This is a genomic window from Candidatus Viridilinea mediisalina (assembly GCF_002532535.1).
Classification (GTDB): Bacteria; Chloroflexota; Chloroflexia; order Chloroflexales; family Chloroflexaceae; genus Viridilinea; species Viridilinea mediisalina.
In genome coordinates, this window is sequence record NZ_NQWI01000044.1 from 16,060 (window position 1) to 39,867 (window position 23,808).

Below are 23,808 nucleotides of genomic sequence, written 5' to 3' on the forward strand. Positions count from 1 at the left end.
CTTTGGCTGAGCTTGAATTCATCCGGTAGTCCGGTTTGATCTGCAGCATTACTTAATAGAATGAAGAGGGCACGCGGGAACGAGGTTCCCACGCATCCTCCCAGCATCCAGCGGGATGTAGGGTGGCAGTTCAACTTCAACCAACATGTCAGGCTGACGTTGGTGCAACAACAGGAGCAGAGCATGAAAGCCTATACCTTCAACCTACGAGAAGATATGCGAACACACACAGTGACGTATACCATTGTTTTGATAAACATCATTGTATTTACTGTGTTGAATTTATTTCCAGAAACACGTAACGTATTGTTGCTCGATCCGCACCGGGTGATGGAAGCGCCTTGGACAGTGATCAGCGTCTTTTTTTCACATGAAATGCTGATTCACATTGTGCTTAATATGGGGGTGCTCTTGCCATTCGGCAGAAGGCTTGAACGGATTGTCGGAGGCGGCAAGTTGCTCAGCGTATATGGACTGTGCGGCTTCCTCGGAAGCCTGACGATCATTCCGTTTGCCGATGTTATCCAGTGGATTGGGCCGGTCGTTGGCGCATCAGCAGCCGTCTATGGAGTGGTTGCCGCATTGAGCGCCATCGAACCCGACAAGATCATCATGAAGGGTGCCATCAAGCATTGGGCGCTGGCTCTGTTTATTGGCAACGCCTTGCTCCTCATGATCGATCCAACCGCCATGATCGGGGGGCCTGCCCACGCCATCGGGCTGATTGCAGGGTATTTCCTCGGACAATGGCTGAAGCCACAGACGTTCATTCAGCGCGAGATAGCATAGGCGCGACCAATTCCACAGACACAACCCAAGCAGCCTAAAGCGTTGTACGATAGAGCATGCGGAGCAAGAGCCAAGAAAGGACTCCCTAGTATGCAAGCCGTTTGGGATGGGGGCGTAGCCCCAAAGCGGGTTTCAGGGCGACAGCCCTAAACGTCATGCGAAAGGGGCAAGCCCTCACAGGTCTACTAGACCTGTGAGGGCTTGCCCCTTTCCTACCTCTATGAAGAGAGCGGAGACCTCACGCTCACAATCTCCTCAATATGTTGCGGCTGGACAAGGTTTTGCTGGACGAGCAGTTGCCCCACCAGCACCGCTTGGCCCTGGGTACGCAACCAGGCTTGGAGTTGTAGCATGCCCGCGAGGTGGCGGGTTTGATGCCACCATTCAGCTCTGGCGCATCCCCGATTGCACCATCGTCGCCACCCTCGAGGGCCATCGCGGGGCCGTGCGGGCGCTCGCCTTTAGCCCCAACGGGAGCTATCTGGCCAGTGGCGGCGAAGACCAAGCGATTCGCCTGTGGCGCAGCAGCGACTACCAGCCCCACGCGATGTTGCGCGAGCCGGAGAATCGGGTGCGCTCGTTGACCTTTAGCCCCGACGGTGGCATGTTGGCTAGCGGCAGCCACGACCAGAACGTGCGCCTCTGGTCACTGGCCGACGGCCAGTGCCACAGCCTCTTCCAGGGCCACATCAACCAACTGCGCTGCATGGCGCTCAGCCCCGACGGCCAGACGCTCGCGGTGGGGGTGGCCGAGACGATCTACCTGCTCGATCCGCAGAGTGGTGCGCTGCGCCACAGTTTGCGTGGCCACCAGGAGTGGATCCAGGCGCTCGCCTTTAGCCCTGACGGCACGCTGCTGGCCAGTGGCAGCGACGACGAGACGATCCGCCTCTGGCATTTGCCCGCTGGCACGCCCCAAGCCATCCTGCGCGGCCATCACGGCTGGGTGCAGGCGGTCGCCTTCAGCCCCGAAGGGCAGCAACTCTTCAGCAGCAGCGCCGACTGGAGCGTGCGCTGTTGGGATGTGGCGAGCGGTGCGTGCCTGCAGACCATCACCAGCCACCGCCACCACGTCTGGACGCTCGCCGTCAGCCCGGACGGGCGTTGGCTGGCGAGTGGCGGGGCCGACGGCGAGATCCAGCTTTGGGATCGTGGAGCGGGCCGCGTTGCCAGCGTGCTTGCGGGGCAGCACGGCGCCATCTGGTCGCTGGCCTTCAGCCCCGACGCGACGCAGTTGGTGAGCAGCGGGCAGGATGGCGTCATTCAACTTTGGGATGTGCAGCAAGGGAAGTGTCGCAGCCAACTCAGCGGCCACGCGCAGCGCGTCGTCGCCATCGCCCTCAGCCCCGACGGCGCAACCCTGATCAGCGGCAGCGACGACCGCACCGTGCGCCTCTGGGATCTCACCAGCGGCACATGTCGCCACACCATGCACGGCCACAGCCGGGCGGTCGTCGCCGTCGCCTTCAGCCGCGACGGGAGCGAAGCGAGCAGCGGCAGCGAAGATGGCAGCGTGCGCGTCTGGGCGGTGGCCACGGGCCACAACCTACGCAGCATGCCGATGCCGCGCCCCTACGACGGCCTGAAGCTGCAAGGAGTGCGCGGCCTCACAGCCGCCGAGCGCCAGGGATTAGTGGCCTTGGGCGCCGAGGTGGGGTAGAATAACACCAATTGCCGTTGAATATGCCGCATGGCAAATTACGTCAGACTGCATTGCAATAAGATATACCCTGCTTGTCACTCGTCACTCACCACTCGTCACTGGTATAACTGACCATGCAGACACTTCTCCCGCCACCACCCCCACCAGATGAGGCGCTAGCGGAGGTGTTCCAGTACACCCCGAAGGATCTACGTGCCAACCAGCGCGGCAGCATCTCCGAGCGGCAGCAGGAGCGCATGCGGGCGCGCCACGCCGATTCGGTGGGGCTGACGAAGGGCTTCTTTACCTTTGTAGCCGTTATTGGCGTAGTGGGCAGTGGCCTAGCGGCGCTCAACGAAGGGATTCCCCTCTGGCAGATGTGGCTGGCGGTGCTAATTGGTCTGCTCTGCTGGAGTGGCTTGGCGTGGATCATCCTAGCCTACAGCCACCGCCGCATGGAGCAGACGATTGCAGCGGGTGAAGTAGCTCAGATCAGCGGCACCCTGCATCTCAAGCGCGAAGGTCACAAACCAACCCTCCACTACTTCTGCGTCGGGGGGCGCTGCTTCAGCATTGATGCCAACGACCACTACAAATTGGAGCGGAGCAGGGTGGGTGGGCAGCGCGCCACTGTCTACTACACGGCGCGCTGGGAGTGGGTGCTGGCGGTAGAGTTGTAGCGAGCGTGGGAGGGGTTCGGGGAGGGCGAAGCCCTCCCTTTCAGATATAGAGGTTTTTGGCTCTCTAGGATTTCCCGTGGGAGCCACATTATCTGCAAGACTCGATCACCAGCGAATATGTAAGGAACTGCAATGACAGTACAGCCACAACGCTTCATGACCGAGGCTGAGTATCTTGCGTTTGAACAGGCAAGTACCCACAAGCATGAATACTATCAAGGTGAAATTTATGCCATGACTGGCGGCACCGAGGCGCATAATTTATTGGCTGGCAACACCCATGCTGCATTGCATGCCCAACTCCGCCGCCGTGAGTGTCGCGTCTACAATAGTGATCAACGCCTGAAAATCATGGCAACCGGGCTCTATACCTATCCTGATGTCACGGTTGTCTGTGGGCAACCCCAATTTCTTGAGGCTTCACGCCTGAACCTGATCAATCCAACGGTGATTGTCGAGGTCTTATCACCATCCACTGAGCGCTATGATCGCGGGATGAAGTTTCGTCACTACCGCACGATTCCAGCGCTGCATGACTATCTCCTGATCGCGCAGGAGGAGCCTCGGATTGAACACTATATGCGTCAAGATGGCGATCTATGGCTACTCCGCGAGGCGATAGGTTTAACGGCGCAGCTTGAGCTTGGCTCGATCAATTGCCTACTTGTTCTTGCAGATGTGTACGAGAAGGTTGATCTCAAGCTTGATGATCTAGGGATTGGCCACGAGCCAGCCGAATAAAATAGAGTTGTTAGGGAGGGCTTCAGGCTACTTTACCGTTTGCGCCTAATAGACTGTCTGAAAAGTCTATGAACTGGCGTTGGAGTGCCGGCTTCAGCCGGCTAAGGGAAGCGGATATTTTTGATTGCCCCGTTGCTTGGCCACCCTGAGCAAAGGTTCGTAGGAACATTCCTGTTTGCGCCGTAGGTAGTGCCGACTTTAGTCGGCTCCCATCGCTGCCCAAGACCTCAGCCGACTAAAGTCGGCACTACGATGCCTGCGCCCCATGTCCTATTCAGCATGACAAGTTGCTGGGATACGTAACAATTTCTGCTTCCCTTAGTCGGCTGAGCTCGCCGACAACCCCCGGATGCCGACTAACGTCGGCACTTCAACGGTAAAGAGGCATATGGGCGTAGCCTCCCCGCTCCCCGCTCCCCGCTCCCCGCTCCCCGCTCCCCGCCTCACGCCTCACGCCTCACGCTCCCCGCCCCCCGCCCCCCGCTCCCCGCCCCCCGCCTCACGCCTCACGCCTCACGCCTCACGCCTCACGCCTCACGCTCCACTGCTACGATCAGTTCGCGCGCCTGTGTACTCAGGGGGTGCTGCGGCCCATACGCGGCACGTAGGAACTGATCGAGCAGGCGTAGTTCGCTCAGTGCGGCTGCACGTTCGCCCAGTAGTATGAGGGTGCGTACAGCGGTGAGACGCGCTAGTAGGGTGGTTGGGTGGCGTTCGCCTAGGAGATCGGTGAGGCTAACGACGGCTTGGCGCTGTTCCTCACGGGCAGCGTCGAGTGCCCCCAGGCCCGCGAGGGCGGCCCCTAGGTTGATCTTGGCCGTGGCTACCCGTGGGTCGTTGGGGCCGAAGATGGCGCTCGCGGCAACGATCAGTGGGCGTAGTTGCTCTGCTGCTTCGCTGTGCAGGTGCAGTTTGATCAGCAGTAGGGCGAGGTTGTTGCGCGCTGCGAGGGTGGTGTTGTGTTCGGGGCCACCGCCAGCCAGCGCAATGGCCAGCGCCTGCTCGTAGTGGTAGCGCGAGGCCGCGTAGTCGCCCTCTTCGCGCAGCAGTTCGCCCAGGTTGTTGTGGCTCTCGGCGAGGGCCATGTCGCCCGGCGGCAGGATGCGCTGACGCATGGCGAGGGCTTGTTCGTAGAGCGGACGGGCTGCGCGGTTGTCGCCAAGCAGTCGTTGCCATTCGGCAAGATTGGCGATCACTTCGGCCCCCAGGGGGGTTTCGAGCGCCCCTGGGGCCGCCAGGGCGTCGTAGGCCCGCTGGGCGTAGGCGCGGCTGCTCTGGAGGTCGCCAGCCAATTCAAAGAGGAAGGGCATGCTGTTCAGTAGCTCAGGGACGGGCGCGTGGGCACTCGCGTCGAGACGGGCCATGTGGGGTAGGAGCAGCGGCACTTCGGCGGGCTGCTGGCCTAAGTAGGCCGCTTCGCTGCGGGCGATCAGCGCGGTAGCAAGGCTGCTCCGCTGCGGCATGGCGCTCACCGTTGCCCGTGCAGCGTCGCTCACCAGCCGGTGGACGCGCAGCAGCCCCGTGTCGCTACGGAGCAACCCGAGGTCGCGTAGGCGACGCACGGCCAGCCGCCCCGCCCCTGCGCTGCTGCTGCTGGCGGCAGCGAGCAATTCGCCATCGAAGGGCTCGCCGGGGGCCAGCCAACCAACCACGCCCAGCATGGTTCGCGCCAGCGCATCGCCCGGCGTCTGCGGGTCGAGCTGCTCAATACTCAGGGCAAAGGTACGCCCCAGGTGCTGTTCGTGGCGGGTGAGCGAGGGCGCAGCCTCGGCACCCTGCAGGGCGCTATGCTCCAGCGGCCCTTGGGCCTGCAACTCGCGCAGAAAATTGGCCGGATCGCCCACGTGCCGGTCGTCTTGATAGGTCTCCAAGTAGCTTCCGGCCAGGTGCAGCGCCAACGGCAGCCCGGCCAACTCAGTGGCAATCGCGGCAAGGCGTGGGTCGTTGGCGGGCAGATCGGGGCGGTAGCGCTGCAAGAGCGCACGGGCAGCAACGGGTTCCAATTCGTGCAGCGCCAACTCGCTCACCCCAAGGCTACGGGGCCAACGGGCCCGCCGACTCGTCAACACCACGCGGCAGCCGCCGCTACTAGGCCGCCAGCGCAGCAGCGTCTCATCATCCTCACAATTATCGAGGATCAAGAGGCGCGGCGTTGGTTCCTGCCACGCCTGCAAGACCAACGCCACCCGCTCGTCCAATGGCAACTCGCGCCAATTGGACGCCTGCACCAAACCCGTCGCACCACACGCAGCCACCTCGCGCTCGCAGGCATGCGGGTCGGCACAACTGATCCAGAAGACACCGCCCGCAAAGAACTGGCCATAGCGATGGGCCAACTCCGCAGCAAGGCTCGTCTTACCCACCCCACCAATGCCAGTGATCGCCAGCGCCTCACCCACCTCCTGCTCACGCAGATGGCGCACCACCTGCTGCAACTCCTGGTCGCGTCCGCCAAAGAGTCGCGCCGGTGCAAGGGGCATGCGGTGGGGCACCGGCAGATTTGTGGGCGACGGTGGCGGGCGCGTAGGATCGAGCAGCAACGGCGCAGCAGTAGGTGCTGGCGCGGTGCTTGCGCCACGGCGTACTAAATCATCAATGGCAGCCAGCAGCGTCAACGCATCGGGCTGCGGCGCAGCAGCGGGCAACTCAAGCGCGAGATGCTGCTGCAAGGCAGCACGCCACGCCTCCGGCGCAAACAGTTCGCGCTGCAACACCTCAGGGTAGCGGTCGAGCGGCAGGCGCGTATAGATAAAGAAATTCACCGCCTCAGCAGGCGTCGCCCGTGCAGCAGCGGGCAAGCCCAACGTAAGCGCCTGCACCACACGCAGCGCCGCCTCAGGATCGTTACTGAGCGCCCGGCCCAGATCCAGATAGGCGCGATAGAACTCATCGTAGCTCCCAAACCCAGCCCGCGCCGCCAGCGCCTGCTTCTGCAAACCCGCCCGCAGCGCCCATGTATTGATCAGTTCGCGTACCGCCTGCTTGGTGGCTATCTCGTCCATAGGCGCGATTTCTTTCTACGGTCACCAATTTTGGTGGCTTCTTTCGTCAAACTTGCCGACTCTATGTACCTATATTGCCGTATGCTACCTCTATACCCGGGTGTAACCTATATCCATCATATGCCATATGCCTATGTGCCACATGGCATCAACACGGCGAGGAAGACGATGCCCAGTACATCTGGTGTACGCTTGGTTGACGATCCCGGTAATGATAATGGCGGTGGCGGGGCACCTTGTTAACAAACATGCTAGAATAGCCATGAACTGCATGATCTAAACTATAGGGAAGGTTTCAGAAACAACCTTTCAGCTTTACCGCTGGAGTGCCGACGTTAGTCGGCATCCAATGGCAACCTACGACCTCAGCCGACTAAGGGAAGCGGATGTTGTTACGTATCCCAGCAGCCTGTCATGCTGAATAGTCTATGGGCGGACATCGTAGTGCCGACTTTAGTCGGCTGAGGTCTTTGGCAGCGATGGGAAGCCGACTAAAGTCGGCACTACCTACGGCGCAAACAGGAATGTTCCTACGAACCTTCGCTCAGGATGGCAACGCAACGGGGTAATCAACAGCATCCGCTTCCCTTAGTCGGCTGATGTCGCCGACAACATAGGCGTACGGCATCGTTGAGTAGATCGATGGCACGCTGGAAATTCGGGCGCACAAAGGTGAAGCGGTGGGGGCGAAATGCCGTGGGGGATGCCACTTCAACGGTATCCTCATGGAATGGTATCGGCGAAATGGTTAAAGGCCCAAATGGGATGGTGATGTACACCTGTCAAGATGATAATGCCAATGATAGTACATTATTTCGATGCGTGCCAGTTGTAGGCTAGTTGATGGTGGTACCGTAGCATGGCCAAACTGCACCCCGCCCCGCTCATCCCAACGCCAAGTCGCTCCAGAGGCGCATGGTGTCGATAGCTAGACCATCATGCTCGCGTAGGAGCGCATGCGCTGCCGGGGTAAGCCCTGCCCGTGTGAAGAGCAACGGGACGACATGCCACGCTTCGCCCTTGTCGGGTAGATCGGCTAACACCAGAGGGATGGTGCGCTCTAAGAGATCGCGCACCACTGCCTTATCTACCCGTTCTGCGCCCCATTTGCACTCGCCAATTAGGATCGCCCGTTCGCGCCAGTTGATGCCAATCACATCCGCTTGCACCGTGCGACTCCAGTGGCTCCCAATGGTTTCGGGGACTATAGCCAAACTGCCGCGTTGCGCTGCACTACGCACCCACTGCCGCGCCAGTTCTTCCCATGCGGTTGCGCCCACAAACGCGCGTAGTTGCTCCTGAATCAGCTTGAGTACCCCCTCTGGCTGGTGACTCACTTCAGCCTCGTAGGGCTGCAAAAAGCGAAAATAGAAGCGGTGAAAGGGGTCGCTCAGATGGTAGCGCCCCTGCTTGGAACTACGTTGCCGCGACGGATGCAGCGTCGCGGGAATGCGCCGTTCGACGATCCGCAACTCCTGCAGTGTCGCTAGGTAGGCATTGAGATTACTCGGTGCCACCATTGCGGCTGCACTGATCTGCGCCAGCGTGTGGGCCCCATTGCCGAGCGCCTGGAGGATTGCCAAATAGACTCGTGGCTCACGCACTTCATCGTAGAGCAAAAATTCTACCTCGGCCAGCGCGAGGCTACCTGGAGCAAGGATGCGCTGACGAAGGTTGCTGCTTAACGCTTGTGTGGGATCAAACCAGCGCAGATAGGCCGGAACCCCACCCACGATAGCGTAGGCCGCCACCTGCTCCTCGGCTGACCAGGTAGGAAAGAAGGAGCGCAAAGCGCCAAAAGGAAGCGGATGCAGCCGCCATTGGCCCGTCATACGCCCAAAGAGCGGAGACTGCGCCGCCAGCAGTGTCTCCATCGCCCGCACATGGGAGCCGCAGAGCGCAATCATCAAGGGCGATTGCTCGAAGTGTTGATCCCAAGCCAACTGCAGCGCCGAGAGCATCGCGGGATCGGCTTCAGCCGCATAGGGCAGTTCATCAAGGATCAACAATTGCTTGCGGCTCGTCAAGTTGGCCGCAGCTACATCCCAGAGATCCGACCAACTCGCAAAACTCGGTACCGTACCCGCCAACGGGCCACGCCCCAAGATCTGGGCAAAGAGCTTGCGCCGCTGGAGCGCCGCCGGCTCCTTTTGCGCCATCCAATAGATCCAAGGCAACCCACTCGCCTCAGCCCACCGGCGCAGCAACGCCGTCTTACCCACCCGTCGCCGCCCATAGAGCATAATCAACTGGCCCGGGCCAGGGTGCTGCTGCTGCTGGATACGCTGCAAAAAGTCTAGTTCCGCTTCACGATCAACAAACATAGCCGCTCTCACTTTCCAAAAGAAATAGCATAGCCAGATTATTATAATCTAGCTATGCTATAGTTCTGAAACCTCTAGCATCGTGGGAGGGCTTCGCCCTTCCCGAACTCCTCCCACGATGCTCGTTGACGAGTTGGGGCTTGGTCCTACCTACACACTACATGAAATCCCCCCCAAATGTAGGGCGTATGCAGCATCGAGTTGGCTTCCGCTGGGCGGTTGCAGAGCGTGCGCTGGGCGAGGGCCAGGGCCGTTGGGGGGTCGTGACCGCTGGCTAAGGCTTGGTAGAGCGGTTGCAGCAGGGCGAGCAGCCCTTGATCATAGACGGTCCAAAGGCTGGCGATGACGCTGTGTGCTCCGGCAGTGAGCAGTGCCCGGCTGAGGCTCAACACTTCGTCGCCGGGTAGCACGGCGCTCGCCCCGCCTTCGCAGGCACTCAGTACCACAAGGTCGGCCTGGATGCGCAGTTGGGCCACTTCATCGAGGAGCATGGCGTCGTCGGCGAGCTGAATCTGGGCCAGTAGCCCGTCGGCACCGCCGAGTTGTGCGTGGCTGGCCAATTGGATCAGGCCGTAGCGCCGTAGTGCATGGTGGCTGTTCGCCGCCCGTAGGGCCGCGAGGGTCGCTGCGCCGTCGCGCAGTTGCTCGCAGGGGCCGCGCCATGTCTGGGCAACTAGGTCGAGCACGGTGCCTACGAGCGGTAGCTCCGGCGCACGGGGGCCAAACTGGCTACAGCCGATGAGCAGGGCGGGAGCATTGGGATCGCTGCGCGGCGGGGGGCGCGCCGCCCGCAGGTGGGGCAATAGCAGCAGGATCGCCGCCTCGCAGAGCCACGCGCCTTCAACGCGCAGCGCCGCCCACGCTAGTCCGTGCAGCGGCCCCGAAGGGAGGATCAGCAGACGATGCTGCGGCCCAAGGCGCGCCCGCAACCACGAGGGGAGCAGCAGATGCCCTAGATCGTCGAGCGTCTGCCACGGCAGCCGGTGCGCCACGCGCAAACGCTCCAAATCGCGGTAGGTCATCTGGCGCTGAGTCGGCAGGCAGGCCCGGTCGAACAATTGGCGCATCTGGGAGGTGTAGGGCCGCTGGGTGCAAAAGCTGCCCTCGGGCGTCACACCAAAGAGCAAGAGCAGATCGTCGGTAAAGAGCGGGCAGAGCAGCGTCCATGCCGTACCATAGGCTGCCGTCAATTCGCGGCGCAGACAGGCGAGGTCGTACTCGGTGTAGGGCGGCGCGGCGCGGGGGGTAATACCATGTACGATTGTAGATTGCAGATTGCAGATTGTCGAACATGGCGTCCCAATGGGCTTTTGCGTTCTTGATAATGCGGTATGTTCAAGGGTAATTGGTGTAGTGTGGCGTGTTTGCAGCAGTGCGCTGCGATAATGATTCAGGGCCGCCTCGTATTGGCTGGTGGTTGTCGGGCCCATGATCGCTTGGCGTAGCGCCCTTCCCGCTGCTTCGCGCAGCAGCGCTGTAGCGGTAGGTGCAGCAGCTTGCCCAAACTGAGCGGCAAAACTCAAGCTGTGCTGATGATCGGCCAGCAACAGCAGCAGTTCGTGATCATCCATCTGGGCCGCCAATGTCATGGCCGTATGGTGCAGCGCCTGCGCCTGGCGGAAAATGCCGCTGGAAGCATGCTCACTGGCGAGGCGGCGGCGCATGCGCGCCACCAGTTTCACCGCGCGCACATAGGCAGCGCGGGCCGCCGCCAGATCACCCTGGCGCGCCGCCAGCAGCCCCAAGCCATAGTGAACACGCCAGAGCTGAGCGGGCCGTTCGTTGAGCTGGCGGGCTACATCGTGCAGCAGGGTTGCGGTTATCTCAGGTGCGGCGGAGTCGAGTTGCAGCCACGCCAGTTCCAGGCGGCTCGTGGCCGCCGCGCCATGATTCCCCAGGGCTGCAAAACGGTTCGCAGCCACCAGCCAAGCCTGGGCCGCCTCCGCCGTGCGCCCCAAGCCGCGCAGCGCCTGGGCACGGGCAGCGAGCAGTTCGCATGCGCCCAACTCATCGCCCAGGGCGCTCCCCTGGGGGGCCAGCGTATCGGCTAGGGCCAGCGCATCGTGTGGCCTATCCTGAGCGCACAAGACCAAGACCTGATTGCGGCCCGCCACAAACGCCTGAAAGGGGTGGCCATGTTCGCGGTAGGTCGCTTCAGCCCGCTGGTAGGCCGCCAGCGCCAGATCATACAACCCACTCACATGGGCCACCGTCCCCAGATTAAAATCGCAGCCCGCCGCGTGATAGGCGCGACCAAGGGCCAGAAATTGGTGCCGTGCCGCCACCCCCCAGGCCAGCGCCTGGTCATACTCATTCTGCAAATAGGCCACCGTGCCCAGATCGCGCGTACAGAGGGCCACACGAAACGGCAGATCGAGGCGCAGGTAGAGCGCCCGCGCATAGCGCAAAGCGCGGGCAGCCAACGACAACTGCTCGCTACGCAGCGCCAACCAACCCTGCTCAAAAGCGACCCGCGCCACCTCAGCGCGGTAGCCCAGGTGGTGAAAGAGTTGCCCGGCTTGATTGAGCGCCTGACGGGCCGCTGCGAGATCGCCACAACCAATTGCCGCCACGCCACTGACGTGCAGCCAACGCGCCCGCAGCGCCAGCCGGCCACACGTAGCCACCAGCGGGCCAACTGCACGCATCAACGCCCGCGCAGCACTATAGTGCCCCAACAGATTCAGATGGGCCGCCTGCTCGCAACGTGCCGCTACGATGGCCGCATCCAGATGCAGCGCAGCACAAGCAGCAACATGGGCCTCCCAACGATCCTGCAGGTCGTGCTTCGCCCCCTGAAGCTGGGCCAGCATCAACTGGGCGCGTTGGCAATGCAGCCGCGCCCCGTGATCAGCGGGCGGCAGCGCCACAGCGGCAGCGGCCAGCAGCGCTTCAGCCGCAGCGAGGCGCTCCCAACGCAGCAGCGCCCAGCCAAGCGCCAGATCAGCATAGGCGGTGCGCCCCCCGTGGTGCAGCCAACGCAACGCCACCCGCCCGCCGCGACGGGGATCGCGTTCAGCGAGACGCATCACCCGCATGCAACGTGTCATGGTTGTCTGGCGGAAGATCACCATGATCTTATTATAGCAAAAACTTTTTTATTGTTTGTTGCTTTTTTAGAGGCTGTCTGAAAAGCTAGTGAGCACGCGTTGGAGTGCCGGCTTTAGCCGGCTGAAGCCGGCACTCCAACGCCAGTTCATGGACTTTTCAGACAGCCTCTTAGGAATGTTGGAACTACGCCCCTGCAAATCACCCCGCTGGCGCAACACACACAGCTAGTTCAGGGCCATCTTCATGGTACAGAAACGCTAATGGCAAGTGTGAAAGTTGGGCTACAGAATGATCCTGCAATGGTATGCTCTGAACCTCTTCACCCAAGCCAATGAGCAGCGTCCCAGTGCGTGGTGGATGCATGTGAGCTTCTAAATACCAATGGTGGGCATCCTCGGCTCCGACATAGAGACTGAGCCTGCCCTCAGGCAGATGCTCGTCGGCGAGGAGTTGATGCTGGGGTGCGCTCTTGCTCCAGGTTGCCCCAGCGGCCAGTTGCGGCCCAAAGACTGCCGTGAGGAAGGGGCGCGCCAAGCGTACGATGGATCGCTTGGCTGGGGGGACTGGCTCAAGCAGCTCCTCACCGATACGAGCATCCAGCAGCAGCGCCGTCTCATGGTAGACCTGCGCACAGCTTGGGCATGTCCAGAGATGCCACCAGAGGTCGGGATAGGCGCGGGCAGCAGTAGCCGCACCCGCACTCCGCTCTAGCTCAAGCATGGCGGGGAGATCATCTTCGGCAGTGGTACAGGTAACCTGCCCCGCTTCTGGAATACCGATCCGTGTGGTCATCAAGGTGAGGAGCGCCGTTTGGCAAACGGCACAACCCTGTACATGGGCAACCAATGGTGCTGGTGGCGGTAGCTCATCGTGGCAACTGAGCCACTGCTGTAGCGCAGCAGATCGTGGGCAAGTCATTGTAGATTCCTATATGATTGTAGATTGTAGATTGTAGATTGTAGATACACCAGAAGGGGTTGGGGACATGGCCCCAACACAACTACAACTGGAGTACTACCGGCTATCGGCTAGGCGATCATCGCTCGCCGCACGCCATTGCTGAATCGAAGGATCCTCACGTAGCACGGTGCGTGCCATATTCAGCAGGGCGCGCACCCGCGATTCATGGAGATCAACGAGTGCGCCGATTTCAGCCGATGTATACTGCTCTAAAGCCCAAAGGCGAAAAATTGGCAATAGGCGTGCATCATTGTGCGCTGCCAATAGCGCATGCACCCGCGCAGCGAGTAAGCGTGCGTGGGTTGTCTCTTCATGGTGTGGCTTCAATGCCTCAGTGGGAGGTGCTTCCTCCAGCCGCTCAAGCGAGACGTGTGAGCCCACATGGTGCCGGGTGTTGAACGTACGTAGGTGGCGATGAGCAGTGCGGACAATCACACTATAGGCCCATGAAAGAAAGCGGCTCTGGTAGCGATAGTTGGGCAGTGCTTGTGCCAACTCGCCAAGGGCCACCTGGACAAGATCGTCCAACTCAATCGAGCTATCATGTGACCAATCGAGGCCCGAGCGGCGCAATACCGCCAAGACCTTCCGTGACCACTGGGCCCAGAGATCGTGATGGGCTGGGTGGTTCACATCTCTAAGTGCAGCGACGATCCGATGATCCAGATGGTAGTGTACGACCAGCATGGCGCGACGCTCTGGTGCTACGACGCGCATGAGTGGGGTCAAGGTACGTACATAATACTCGCAGGTAATCGCATCAAGCCCCCATGCGTACTGCTGATCACAGTGCCGCACAATATGACGACAAGCGTTTAGCTCACTCGCATCAAAAACACAGGCCATGGCTCACCTACGGCGTCACCAACAGTGTCCTACAGCCTAACTCGCCGGTCAATGTCGCCGCGACAAACGGGGCTAGGCGTTCTTGCTGTTCGCTCGCCTGAATGGACGCAACATCCTCAGCAGCTCCTGTGCTGTTGTCTTGCCCTTGGCGTACCTCGGCGCGCAACAGGTGGAGCAACGTGAAATCGGGGGCCAAGGCTAGAGCCCGGCTATAGTCAGCTTCAGCGTTGGCATATTCGCCCATGTTGCAATGGGCAAAGCCACGCAGGAAGTGGGCTTCGGCATGATCTTCGCGCAACGCTAGGCTGGCATCAAGGTAGCGTATGGTCTCGTCAAAGGCACCAAAGCTCAATTCGCCAAAGGCGTACAAAAAGGGGCCAATCACATTGCCCTCTTTGCCCACCAACGCATCAAGAATATGGGCACCATAGAGCTGATCGGGAAAGTCGTGCATCACCGTCGTATAGATCTGCTGCGCATCCTCTACCTCGCCCTCACGCAGCATGATCAGCATCAGGTACTTGTAGGGAAAACTGACATCAGGGCCAAGGGCAACCGCTTGGTTTAGATCGGCGCGCGCCGCCTCATAGTTGCCCAGGGCATGCTGGATCGCCCCGCGAAAGGTGAGCGCATACCAATCGTTGGGCCGTTGGAACACCACCACATTGATTGCATTGAGCGCATCAGCATAGGCTCCCCGGTTGTAGGCGATATAGGCTCCGCCATAGAAGGGCATCACCCAGCGCCCTTGGGTCTGGCGGATTGCGGTTGTCCCATCGCGCTCCACTTCATCAATGTTGCCCAAGCGGAGGTTGGCGCCCGAACGGTAGAGGTAGAGCATCGGGTTGCCACCGTCGTCGTTCAACGCTTGGTTGATCGCCTCGAGGGCTACGGCTGGTTCGCTGGTCAGGTTGCTCAGGTAGCGACTCACATTGGCCGCGACGCTCGTGCCCTCTACCGCGACCCCGCTGCGGATGCGGTTGCGCATGGCGACATTGCGGAACATTGCATAGATGTCGCCCTCTGCATTACTCACCACATTGAGCACCTGCAAGACATGGGGGGCCAGCGATTCGCTCCGCTCATCGCTGAAGTTGAGCCGCAGGTTGGCGGTGCGTTCAAGCACTCGGCGGTTGATCGTGTTGGGCATCCCACTCGTATCGCCCAGTTGCACATGGGCCTGAATGCCCTCACGATTGTAGCTACCCCAGATCACTACTGCGGCCTGCAAGCGTTCAGCGGTGGCCGCAACATCTTCCGACACCAGCACCTGGGGGTAGCGCCGCACCCGAATATTGGAATGGGGAATGTCCACCTCCAACTGCTGGCGCAAGTCGTCACCAATAAAACGGGCTACATCACGCTGTTCAGCATCAAGGGCTTCAAAGTCGCTCACCAGCACCATATACTCACCCGCTTCAACTGGTTCTACGCTGGGCAATTGGCTGGGATCGTTGGCTGGTGCCGGATTGTTGGCCAGTGTTGGCTCAAGCATCACGGCTGGGTTGGCCTCACTTGGTTCGCCTATCCGCGCAGTGGTAGACGCTCCACCACCCAAGTTTCCGCTCATCCAGAGCAGCATGCCGAACAGCAGCAGCACTCCTACGGCACCTGCAAACCTCCAAAGACGTGTTGGTTTTGCTGCTGGCGTTGGGCTTGGGGCTGGCGTTGGCGCTGGCGCTGGCGTTGCGGCAAGCGGGCTCGCTGGCTCAGGTGTTGCTGCTGCGTTGGGCGCATTGGTCGGCGTGTTGAAGCGTGAGGCCGCTTGCTCGTGCAGCACCTGCGTAGTGAAGTGCATGCCGCCCTCAGGCGGCGTTGTTTCACCACGCATAATTGCCTCCAACTCGGCCCCCACCTGGCGCACGCTGGCAATCCGTTCGTCGCGGCTCTTGACCAGCATACGCTGTACTAAGCGCACCAACGCAGGCGGCACATCAGGGCGCAGTTCAGCCAAATTAGGCGGGTCGCGGGTCAGAATCGCGGTAATAATTGCCCCCGGCTGATCACCAGCAAAAGGCCGTTGGCCCGCCAACATCTCATAGAGCAGCACCCCAAAAGCCCAGATGTCGGTACGCTCATCGGGATGCTGGCCGTTGCACGCCTCAGGGCTCAGGTAGGCATAGGTACCCACCATCGAACCCGTCTCCGTCATGCGCGAATGGTCACCCATATGGGCCACACCAAAATCGGTGAGCCTCGGCGTACCATCGGCGGCCAGCAGGACATTCATGGGCTTAATGTCACGGTGAATAATCTTAAGCCGATGAGCACGGGTGAGCGCATCGGCCAGATCGAGCGCAATCTGCAAAGCCCGCTCGACCGGCAGTTGGGGCTGCTGTTTAAGCAGCGTACCCAACGAGCCACCAGTGACATACTCCATCACAATATAGTGGCGTCCCTGCTCTTCAACCGAAGCCAACACCTTCACAATATTGGGATGATTGAGCGTGCGCAGCGCCTCACCCTCACGCGCAAAGCGGCGCACCTGATCGGTATTGCTCCCCAACTCTTCACGCAGCAGCTTAATGGCCACTTCACGGTCTTGCTTATGATCGCGTCCACGGTAGACATAGCCCATACCACCTTGGCCAATCAAATCGCCGAGTTCAAACCGTCCAGCAATGAGTTGTGAATCAGCCATAATTATTCCATCGGTAAGGACTAGTCATCCGTCAAGGATTCACGATGATTGGCCACCTTAGAAGCCAAAACGCGCAGACGCAGCAGACTCTCACGATCATCAGCCGCCTCAGCGGCATTGACAAGTTCCACCAATGCCCATTGACAACGCCGCAACCCCTCTAGGTCGCGTGCCAAAAAGCGCTGTGCGATTGTCCGCTCGAAATAGGTAAAGATTTGATCAAGGGTAAGCATAACATGAACATCCTTCCTGCGACAATGCGTGAGGCGAAGCGGCGAGGGCTTCGCGTCCTCGCATCTTCACAGCTTCGCGTCTTCCTCCTGCGGATTACGCAAAATATAGCCGTGGCGGGCAACCGTGCAGATGTAGTTTGGGTTGGAGGGGTTTTCTTCGATCTTCGCCCGTAGGTTCATGACATGCCAGCGCACGAGGCTCACTTCGGCAGTTTCGGGGGTATAGCCCCAGACTTGGCGCAACAAGAAGGTACTAGAAAAGACCTGGTTGGGGCGTTGCATCAAGTAGTTCAGCAGGTCAAACTCGGCGGGGGTGAGTTGGCAGGTTTTGCTGCCAACGCGCACCTCGCGGGTGCGTAGGTCGAGGCAGAGCGCCCCGACGTGCAACTGCATCGGTGGTTCCACGCTAGGTGTGGCTTGGCTGCGGCGCAAGAGGGCGCGAACCCGCGCTCGTAGCTCGCGTAGATCGAAAGGCTTAGAGAGATAATCGTCGCCGCCTTCATCGAGCCCACGCACCCGATCTTCCACGGTATTGCGCCCGGTGATGAAGAGAACCGGCACACGACTCATGCCTGGTTCGGCGCGCAGCGCATGGCAGAGCTGAAAGCCGTCCATCCATGGCATGTTCACATCAAGCACACAAATATCGGGCGTGTGCCGACGCGCAATGGCGAGAGCCGACGCGCCATCATAGGCCAAATGGACCGTCAGCCCGTCGCCGCGCAGCGCATGGCCTACCGCCCAGGTAAGGTCATCTTCGTCGTCTACGACAAGTACTGATGGCATAGGGGAACCTTCGGCATGAAGCGATACAGATCATTATGCCAGCCAATTATCGAGCTGGATACCAGTAATCCGTTGATAGTGACTCTTGTTGTTGGTTGCTACGATCATGCCATGTTCAAGCCCAGTTGCCGCAATTAAAATATCTGCATCGCCAATCAAAGCACCACGCTGATGTAGATCGGCATAGATTGTGGCGGCACGGATCACGATCTCATCCGTGAGAGGGACAATGCTACTGACATGACAGAGCTGCTCAAACGCGGACAATTGGGCTGTTGCGTGCTTGGCGTACAACCCACGCAGAATCTCGTAACGGGTAACAATGGAGAAGGTTAGGCGTTGATGTACTGCAAGATAGGCACGGGCACGCACTACTGCGGCAGGATGCTGGCGCATCACTGCCGAAAGTATATCGGTATCGAGGAGGGTAGTAGCGAGTGGCTGACTCATCATGCCTGTATCCAGTATCCTTCACTAACCAAAGAAATCATGGCGTTGCAGGGCGATCTGCTCAACTTCGGTGAGATCATCTGGCGAAAATCCAGCGTATACGTTGGCAGCGAGCGCGAGAATCGCTTCGGGCGACTCTTCTGTCTCGATCACTAACCGCACGCGCTGACCTTCACGCAACGGAATCTGTGGGTGCTGGACTAAACGAAATGTGCCGTGTTCAAAGATCGCATCCAAACGTTCGGTAGTCATATATTCTATCCCTCCCAAATAAAATTCGGAAATGGTTTGCATGTACACGTATATATCCACCGAATTTTCAGACAGCCGCCGCTCTCACGCCTCATGCACAGGTAGCATAATCTCAAAACTCGTGCCGCGTCCAAGCTCGCTCTGAACCTCTATCGTACCATGGTGCTGGCGTACGATGCTATAGCTAATCGAAAGCCCCAGCCCGGTGCCTTGGCCCACAGCCCGCGTGGTGAAGAAGGGGTCGAAGATTTTGGACAGATGCTCGCGGGGGATGCCCGTGCCTGTATCGCAAAAGCGTACCACCACATGCTCGCCCTGTGTGCTGGTGCTGATGCTCAGCTTGCCGCCTTGCGTCATGGCATTGCATGCGTTGAGGATCATGTTGGTAAAGACTTGGGCCAAGAGTTCTGGATTGCCGTAGATCAATGGTAATTCGGGCGAAAGCTCGCAGTGCAAATCAATCTGGGCACTCACCAGTTGGTGATCCATCATGGTCAGCACATCATCCAATACCTCGTTGGTATCCACAAGGCGATAGCGCTCCTGAGGCGGATGGGCAAAGCGCAGCAGGTGTTCGATGATCAACGAGGCTCGTTCGGCTGAGGCGATGATGCGCCGGGTGGCTTGCTGCTGCAACTCTGGGTTGTTGCTGTGCTCCTCGATCAGTTGGGCACTGGCCGAGATGATCGCCAGCGGGTTACGTAGCTCATGAGCGATGCCACCAGCCATCACGCCAAGCGAAGCAATCTTGGCCGACTGAATGATCTGGGCTTCCAAGCGCCGCCGCTCGGTGAGGTCACGGCCCACCGCCACAATCGCCACCAGGCGGCCATAATCATCGTGCATGGCCGAGCAGTTCCATGCCACCGGCACCTCACTCCATGGATCGGCGGTCAACAGATTGATCTCCGTCTCGGCCACGGATTCGCCATCAATCAAACGCTTGAGCAGATTGGTCAGGGTACGACGCTGATCAATTGCACACAAATTCACCAGCATCTCGTCCTGTACCTGATCTTCGCGCAGGCCCGAGACGCGCTCGGCGGCACGGTTCCAGGTCACAATGCGCCCATCGGGACTCAGCGAGATCACGAGGTCACTGGCGCAATCAATCACACTCGCCAGGTGGCGCTCGACGCGGCGCACCTCTTCGCTCAACTGCTCGCGCTCGGTGATGTCCTCCATCAGCAGCAGCACATGTTCAACCAAACGCTCGCGCTTGAGCGGCACGAGCCGGTAGTAGTAGGTGTGGGCCGCAAGGCCGGGGGCACGATAGGAGAGCTTGTCGCCCTCGAAGGGTTGGCCGCTGGCAAAGACGCTGCGCAGGCGCTCTTCTAGGCGCGTAAAGGCAATAAAGACCGGCGGCAACACCGCAGCAATCGGCTTGCCCACGGTCTGCTGCTGGGCCCGCCGCGACTTCGTGAGAAAATTCTGGTTCGCGGCTACAATCTGCAACCGTTGGTCAATCACAATCAACGAGACCGGAATACTCTCCAGAATGCGGTTGATAAAGCTCTCGCTGCGCTCCAACTCACCCCGCAGCCGTATGCTCTGCAAGGCGAGGGCTTGACGCTCGGCGATCAGGGTGGCAAACCAGCGCGCTTCATTGCTAAAGGGCGGCACGCTGCCGAGCCGGGTGAGGCTCAGCACGCCACAGAGCTGCCCTGCAACCTCGAGCGGCAGACAGATGGCCGAAGAGATGCCCTCCTGACTGATGATCCGCTGAAGATGGGCGGGCACACTGCTGTCAAAGGGCAGCAGCAGGGGCTGGCGCTGCTGCGCAACCCAGCCGCACAGCCCCTCGCCCAAGGCAAGCCGGGTGCGCTGCGGATTAGCCTCATCATCACAACCAACAGTTGCAACGCGCTGCAACACATGCTGCTCATGGTCATAGATCAGCAAAGCTGCCTTATGGGCATGGGTTGCGGCTGCAATGGCACTAAGCAGTTCTTGGCCAGACACCTCATGGTCGTAGTGATCCAAGAAGAAACGTTGCCAGCAAGCAAAGAGCGTCTGGAGCGTTGGTTGGGGTGTAGCTGAAGCAGCCGGGGAGCTTGGCGCTACCATAGGAGTTCAAATTGCTATATGTTGTTCACGCAATGGGCAAACCTGATGTGCATTGTAGCATAGTGCTGATGAGTTTTTTTGCAAGGGATGGCTACTTTAGAAGCTGTTTGAAAAGCTAGTGGGCGCGTGTTGGAGTGCCGACTTTAGCCGGCTAAAGCCGGCACTCCAACGCCAGTTCATAGACTCTTCAGACAGCCTCTAACCGTTTGCGCCATTAGGTAGTGCCGACTTTAGTCGGCTGAGGTCGCCGACAACCCCCGGATGCCGACTAACGTCGGCACTACAACGGTGAAGCAAAAAGAATTTTTTGTGGAGAGGCTTCGCCTTCCCAAGCCCCCACTGCACAAAAGACAGCTATAATCTAAGCCTGAGAGGCTGTCTGAACAGGGTGTCAGTGCCATACCTACCATGCTACGTGGCATACGTTGGAGTGCCGGCTTTAGTCGGCTAAAGCCGGCACTCCAACGCCAGTTCATAGACTTTTCAGACAGCCTCTGAGCGTAGACAGAGGACTCATGACACTCGACAACGACATCATTGACTTTGGCCTCTGGGTCAAGGGGCGGCGCGAGGCGCTGTGGTTGACGCAGGCGGAGTTGGGGCGGTTGGCGGGGTATGCGGCTGATACGATCCGGGCGGTTGAGGCCGGGCGGCGACGGCCTAGTCAGCAGATGCTTGAGCAGCTCGCTGATGCGTTGCAGCTCGATCCACGGGTGCGTGAACGGTTTTTTGCCTGGGGCCGGATGAAACGCACGCCTGTACTGCCAGTGGCTGATGTAGCCACCACGATGGTGCCTCAGCAGCACCGCATTCCTCCGCTGGCCCTGCCGGAACTGGTAGGGCGCCAGGCCTTACTCACATTGCTTCAGCAGTATTTGGCCGTACCTGAGGTGCGCCTGATGACTCTCGTTGGGCCGCCGGGTGTGGGGAAGACGCGCTTGGCGCGGGCGCTGGGTTATGGTATGGAGCGCCAGTTGGACGCTGGGGCGGCGTGGGTGGCGCTGACGGCGGTCGCTTCGCTGGAGCAGATGCTGACGAGTATGGCCCATGCGTTGCAACTCAATCCTGCGCCCGAACGCCCGCTACGGCAGGTGCTGTGCGAGTATCTACAAGCATGTGAATTGCTGCTGGTACTCGATAGTATCGAACCGTTGCGCCCCGCAGCTTCAGAACTGACCGCACTGCTCAGCGAGTTGCTCGCCGCTGCGCCGCGCCTCAAGCTGCTCGTCACCAGCCAAGCGCCTTTGCAGCTTGCGATTGAGCATGTGGTTGCGGTGCCCCCTCTGGCGCTTGAGGCCGATGAGGACGGGTTGAGCCCGGCGTTGCAGCTCTTTGCCCAACGCGCCCAAGCTGCGGATCACCACTTTCGCCTGACTGCACAGAATGTGCCGGTGGTCACAGCGATCTGCCGGGAGCTTGATGGCCTGCCGCTGGCCTTGGAGCTGGCGGCTACCCGTTGCCGCATCTTTGCGCCTGAAGTGCTGCTCGAACGCCTCGATCAGCGTCTGCAACTGTTGACCCATCAGGGCAACGACCGCGAGCGTCGCCACCATTCGTTGCGTGCCGCGCTGGAGTGGAGTGTTGCGCTGCTGAGTCCTGCCGAACAAGCCTGCTTGGGCGCCCTTAGCCTCTTTCAGGGCGGTTTCAGCCTGGCAGCGGCGGAACATGTGGGAGGGACTGGGCCCAACACCTTGACCATGCTTGAACAGTTGCTGAACCATAGTCTGCTCACGCGGCTTGAGCTTCCCGCTGCGAAACGGCGCGGGCGCAACCATGCTGCGCCCATTCCCACCGAACCGCGTTTTGCCATGCTCGAAAGTATTCGGCTTTTTGCCTATGAACAACTCTCCACCGCAGCACGCCTGCGCCTGGCCCGCAGCCACGCCGCCTACTACCTGAGCTATGTGCAACAGGATGCACCGCTTTGGCGTCAGGAATCGGTCACATGGGTGCAAAAGCTAGAGCGCGAAGAGGCCAACCTGCGGGCGGCCTTGAGCTACAGCCAAACGCAGCGCGACGGCATGACCCTCGCGGCCCTTGTGGTACACCTGAGTCCCTATTGGACGCAGCAGGGGCAATTGGATGCCGGACGCCACTGGGCGCAGGCAGCGCTCGCGCTGCGCGCCTCCTTGCCCGCTGAGGTAACGGCGCAGCTCTTAGTTGCCGCCGCCGATCTCGCCTACCAACAGAGCGACTATGCCGCAGCGCAAGAACTCGCCTCCGAAAGCTTCACTCTCGACCAAACGCTGCTCCCGCCCTCCATCCTGATCCGCGCCCACTACCGCCTCGCCTGGATTGCCGCACGCCAGAGTAACTACCCACAGGCCCATGCAGAGCTACAAACGGCCCTTGCGCTGGCCCAGAGTACCCACGACACCTATAGTGCCGCTATGCTCCACGGGGCACTAGGCTGGATGGCCCGCGACCAAGGCGACTTTGCGGGGGCGCGGAGCGCCCAAGAGCAGAGCCTCGCACTCTACCGGCAGCGGAACGACCGTCTTAGTGTTGCCTATACGCTCAACGCTCTGGGCTGGATTGCGCGCGATCAGGGCGACTATCATGCTGCCGCGTTGTTGCACCGCGAGAGCTTGCAACTCTACCAGGCGGCAGGGCATACCAGCGGTGTGGCGCTCAGCTACAACAACCTTGGCTGGGCCGCTGGCATGCGCGGGGAGTATGAGCAGGCCGCTGCGCTCTTCAACAAGAGCCTCAATCTGCGCGAGGCGCTTGGCGTTGAGCGGGATTGCGCCTGGACACTCAGCGATCTGGGGTGGCTCTGGCGCGAAGCGGGTGACGCACCCCAGTCCGCAGGCTACTACCACGAAGCGCTACAACGCTACCAACGACTTGGCAACCGGCGCGGCAGCGCCTTGAGCCACCTTGGTCTCGCGCAGGCCAACCTAGCCATGGACGATCCAGCGCAGGCTCTCAGCCATCTACGTAGCGCCTGTGCCATCTTGCTCGACCTCCATGATCGGCGCAGCCTCGCCCGGCTGCTCGAAGTGGCCGCCGCCCATGCTCTTGCCACAGGCAACCATCTGTGTGCCGCCGAGCGGCTTGGCGCTGCCGAAGGGCTCCGCGCCGCCCTCGACACCATCCTGCCGCCGAGTGAAGAGCGCTGGCATCAACACCTTGTTGCCAATCTAAGTCACACCAATACCCTTGGCATTGCTGCCGCCTGGGCCAGAGGCCGCCGCCAACCCCTTGCCGACCTATTGGCAGACATGGTGTCAGGTATCAGTGACGAGTGATGCCATTTACGATTGTAGATTGGAGATTGGAGATTGGAGATTGGAGATTGGAGATTGGAGATTGGAGATTGGAGATTGGAGATTGGAGATTGG

Annotated in this window: 16 protein-coding genes; 5 read left to right on the forward strand and 11 right to left on the reverse strand. The window is 60.2% G+C overall.

Annotated elements, in window-relative coordinates; translation table 11 throughout:
• The first annotated feature begins 183 nt into the window (after nt 1-183).
• The 4 genes from CJ255_RS11060 (at nt 184) to CJ255_RS11075 (ending at nt 3,852) form a co-directional block, all read left to right on the forward strand.
• Entirely contained in the window at nt 184-789 is a 606-nt protein-coding gene (locus CJ255_RS11060; RefSeq protein WP_165774670.1) for a rhomboid family intramembrane serine protease, read from the forward strand.
• Nucleotides 790-1,009: 220 nt separating this feature from the next.
• Complete coding sequence (locus CJ255_RS11065; protein ID WP_097644164.1) at nt 1,010-2,449, forward strand: WD40 repeat domain-containing protein; 1,440 nt, start codon at nt 1,010-1,012, stop codon at nt 2,447-2,449.
• A 116-nt stretch (nt 2,450-2,565) separates the two neighbouring features.
• The gene (locus CJ255_RS11070; protein WP_097644165.1) at nt 2,566-3,111 is read left to right on the forward strand and encodes a hypothetical protein; all 546 of its coding nucleotides are present in this window, start codon (nt 2,566-2,568) and stop codon (nt 3,109-3,111) included.
• 132 nt (nt 3,112-3,243) lie between these two features.
• Complete coding sequence (locus CJ255_RS11075) at nt 3,244-3,852, forward strand: Uma2 family endonuclease (protein ID WP_097644166.1); 609 nt, start codon at nt 3,244-3,246, stop codon at nt 3,850-3,852.
• 527 nt (nt 3,853-4,379) lie between these two features.
• Here the strand turns inward: CJ255_RS11075 and CJ255_RS11080 are convergent.
• The 11 genes from CJ255_RS11080 to CJ255_RS11130 all read right to left on the reverse strand — a co-directional run bounded on the left by CJ255_RS11080 (nt 4,380) and on the right by CJ255_RS11130 (nt 20,464).
• Nucleotides 4,380-6,854 carry a tetratricopeptide repeat protein gene (locus tag CJ255_RS11080; RefSeq protein ID WP_097644167.1) on the reverse strand — a complete coding sequence of 825 codons (2,475 nt, stop codon included), beginning with the start codon at nt 6,852-6,854 and terminating at the stop codon, nt 4,380-4,382.
• Between the two features lie 884 nt (nt 6,855-7,738).
• On the reverse strand, nt 7,739-9,178 hold the full coding sequence (locus tag CJ255_RS11085; RefSeq protein WP_097644168.1) for an ATP-binding protein: 1,440 nt from the start codon (nt 9,176-9,178) through the stop codon (nt 7,739-7,741).
• Between the two features lie 146 nt (nt 9,179-9,324).
• Nucleotides 9,325-12,228 (reverse strand): CHAT domain-containing protein, encoded by a 2,904-nt coding sequence (locus CJ255_RS11090; protein WP_165774671.1) that lies wholly within the window; start codon nt 12,226-12,228, stop codon nt 9,325-9,327.
• Nucleotides 12,229-12,427: 199 nt separating this feature from the next.
• A complete protein-coding gene (locus CJ255_RS11095) occupies nt 12,428-13,147 on the reverse strand; it encodes a hypothetical protein (RefSeq protein ID WP_097644170.1) in 720 nt (239 codons plus the stop codon).
• A 96-nt stretch (nt 13,148-13,243) separates the two neighbouring features.
• The gene (locus tag CJ255_RS11100; protein ID WP_097644171.1) at nt 13,244-14,035 is read right to left on the reverse strand and encodes an RNA polymerase sigma factor; all 792 of its coding nucleotides are present in this window, start codon (nt 14,033-14,035) and stop codon (nt 13,244-13,246) included.
• Between the two features lie 7 nt (nt 14,036-14,042).
• Nucleotides 14,043-16,676 carry a serine/threonine-protein kinase gene (locus tag CJ255_RS11105; RefSeq protein WP_097644172.1) on the reverse strand — a complete coding sequence of 878 codons (2,634 nt, stop codon included), beginning with the start codon at nt 16,674-16,676 and terminating at the stop codon, nt 14,043-14,045.
• A 20-nt stretch (nt 16,677-16,696) separates the two neighbouring features.
• Nucleotides 16,697-16,909: a hypothetical protein gene (locus CJ255_RS11110; RefSeq protein WP_097644173.1), complete on the reverse strand. Its 213-nt coding sequence runs from the start codon at nt 16,907-16,909 to the stop codon at nt 16,697-16,699.
• 66 nt (nt 16,910-16,975) lie between these two features.
• On the reverse strand, nt 16,976-17,695 hold the full coding sequence (locus CJ255_RS11115) for a response regulator transcription factor (RefSeq protein ID WP_097644174.1): 720 nt from the start codon (nt 17,693-17,695) through the stop codon (nt 16,976-16,978).
• A gap of 33 nt (nt 17,696-17,728) precedes the next feature.
• Complete coding sequence (locus CJ255_RS11120; RefSeq protein WP_245863329.1) at nt 17,729-18,148, reverse strand: type II toxin-antitoxin system VapC family toxin; 420 nt, start codon at nt 18,146-18,148, stop codon at nt 17,729-17,731.
• A 21-nt stretch (nt 18,149-18,169) separates the two neighbouring features.
• Nucleotides 18,170-18,397 carry a hypothetical protein gene (locus CJ255_RS11125; RefSeq protein ID WP_097644175.1) on the reverse strand — a complete coding sequence of 76 codons (228 nt, stop codon included), beginning with the start codon at nt 18,395-18,397 and terminating at the stop codon, nt 18,170-18,172.
• A gap of 84 nt (nt 18,398-18,481) precedes the next feature.
• On the reverse strand, nt 18,482-20,464 hold the full coding sequence (locus CJ255_RS11130) for a PAS domain-containing protein (RefSeq protein WP_097644176.1): 1,983 nt from the start codon (nt 20,462-20,464) through the stop codon (nt 18,482-18,484).
• Between the two features lie 515 nt (nt 20,465-20,979).
• Here CJ255_RS11130 and CJ255_RS11135 point away from each other — a divergent pair.
• Nucleotides 20,980-23,715 (forward strand): ATP-binding protein, encoded by a 2,736-nt coding sequence (locus tag CJ255_RS11135; protein ID WP_097644177.1) that lies wholly within the window; start codon nt 20,980-20,982, stop codon nt 23,713-23,715.
• Nucleotides 23,716-23,808 lie beyond the last annotated feature (93 nt).

What these genes read in the sequence shown, in the direction of transcription:
- CJ255_RS11060 (WP_165774670.1), top strand. Translation starts at nt 184, where the DNA reads ATGAAAGCCTATACCTTCAACCTACGAGAAGATATGCGAACACACACA.
- CJ255_RS11065 (WP_097644164.1), top strand. Translation starts at nt 1,010, where the DNA reads ATGAAGAGAGCGGAGACCTCACGCTCACAATCTCCTCAATATGTTGCG.
- CJ255_RS11070 (WP_097644165.1), top strand. Translation starts at nt 2,566, where the DNA reads ATGCAGACACTTCTCCCGCCACCACCCCCACCAGATGAGGCGCTAGCG.
- CJ255_RS11075 (WP_097644166.1), top strand. Translation starts at nt 3,244, where the DNA reads ATGACAGTACAGCCACAACGCTTCATGACCGAGGCTGAGTATCTTGCG.
- CJ255_RS11080 (WP_097644167.1), bottom strand. Translation starts at nt 6,854, where the DNA reads ATGGACGAGATAGCCACCAAGCAGGCGGTACGCGAACTGATCAATACA.
- CJ255_RS11085 (WP_097644168.1), bottom strand. Translation starts at nt 9,178, where the DNA reads ATGTTTGTTGATCGTGAAGCGGAACTAGACTTTTTGCAGCGTATCCAG.
- CJ255_RS11090 (WP_165774671.1), bottom strand. Translation starts at nt 12,228, where the DNA reads ATGACACGTTGCATGCGGGTGATGCGTCTCGCTGAACGCGATCCCCGT.
- CJ255_RS11095 (WP_097644170.1), bottom strand. Translation starts at nt 13,147, where the DNA reads ATGACTTGCCCACGATCTGCTGCGCTACAGCAGTGGCTCAGTTGCCAC.
- CJ255_RS11100 (WP_097644171.1), bottom strand. Translation starts at nt 14,035, where the DNA reads ATGGCCTGTGTTTTTGATGCGAGTGAGCTAAACGCTTGTCGTCATATT.
- CJ255_RS11105 (WP_097644172.1), bottom strand. Translation starts at nt 16,676, where the DNA reads ATGGCTGATTCACAACTCATTGCTGGACGGTTTGAACTCGGCGATTTG.
- CJ255_RS11110 (WP_097644173.1), bottom strand. Translation starts at nt 16,909, where the DNA reads ATGCTTACCCTTGATCAAATCTTTACCTATTTCGAGCGGACAATCGCA.
- CJ255_RS11115 (WP_097644174.1), bottom strand. Translation starts at nt 17,695, where the DNA reads ATGCCATCAGTACTTGTCGTAGACGACGAAGATGACCTTACCTGGGCG.
- CJ255_RS11120 (WP_245863329.1), bottom strand. Translation starts at nt 18,148, where the DNA reads ATGATGAGTCAGCCACTCGCTACTACCCTCCTCGATACCGATATACTT.
- CJ255_RS11125 (WP_097644175.1), bottom strand. Translation starts at nt 18,397, where the DNA reads ATGACTACCGAACGTTTGGATGCGATCTTTGAACACGGCACATTTCGT.
- CJ255_RS11130 (WP_097644176.1), bottom strand. Translation starts at nt 20,464, where the DNA reads ATGGTAGCGCCAAGCTCCCCGGCTGCTTCAGCTACACCCCAACCAACG.
- CJ255_RS11135 (WP_097644177.1), top strand. Translation starts at nt 20,980, where the DNA reads ATGACACTCGACAACGACATCATTGACTTTGGCCTCTGGGTCAAGGGG.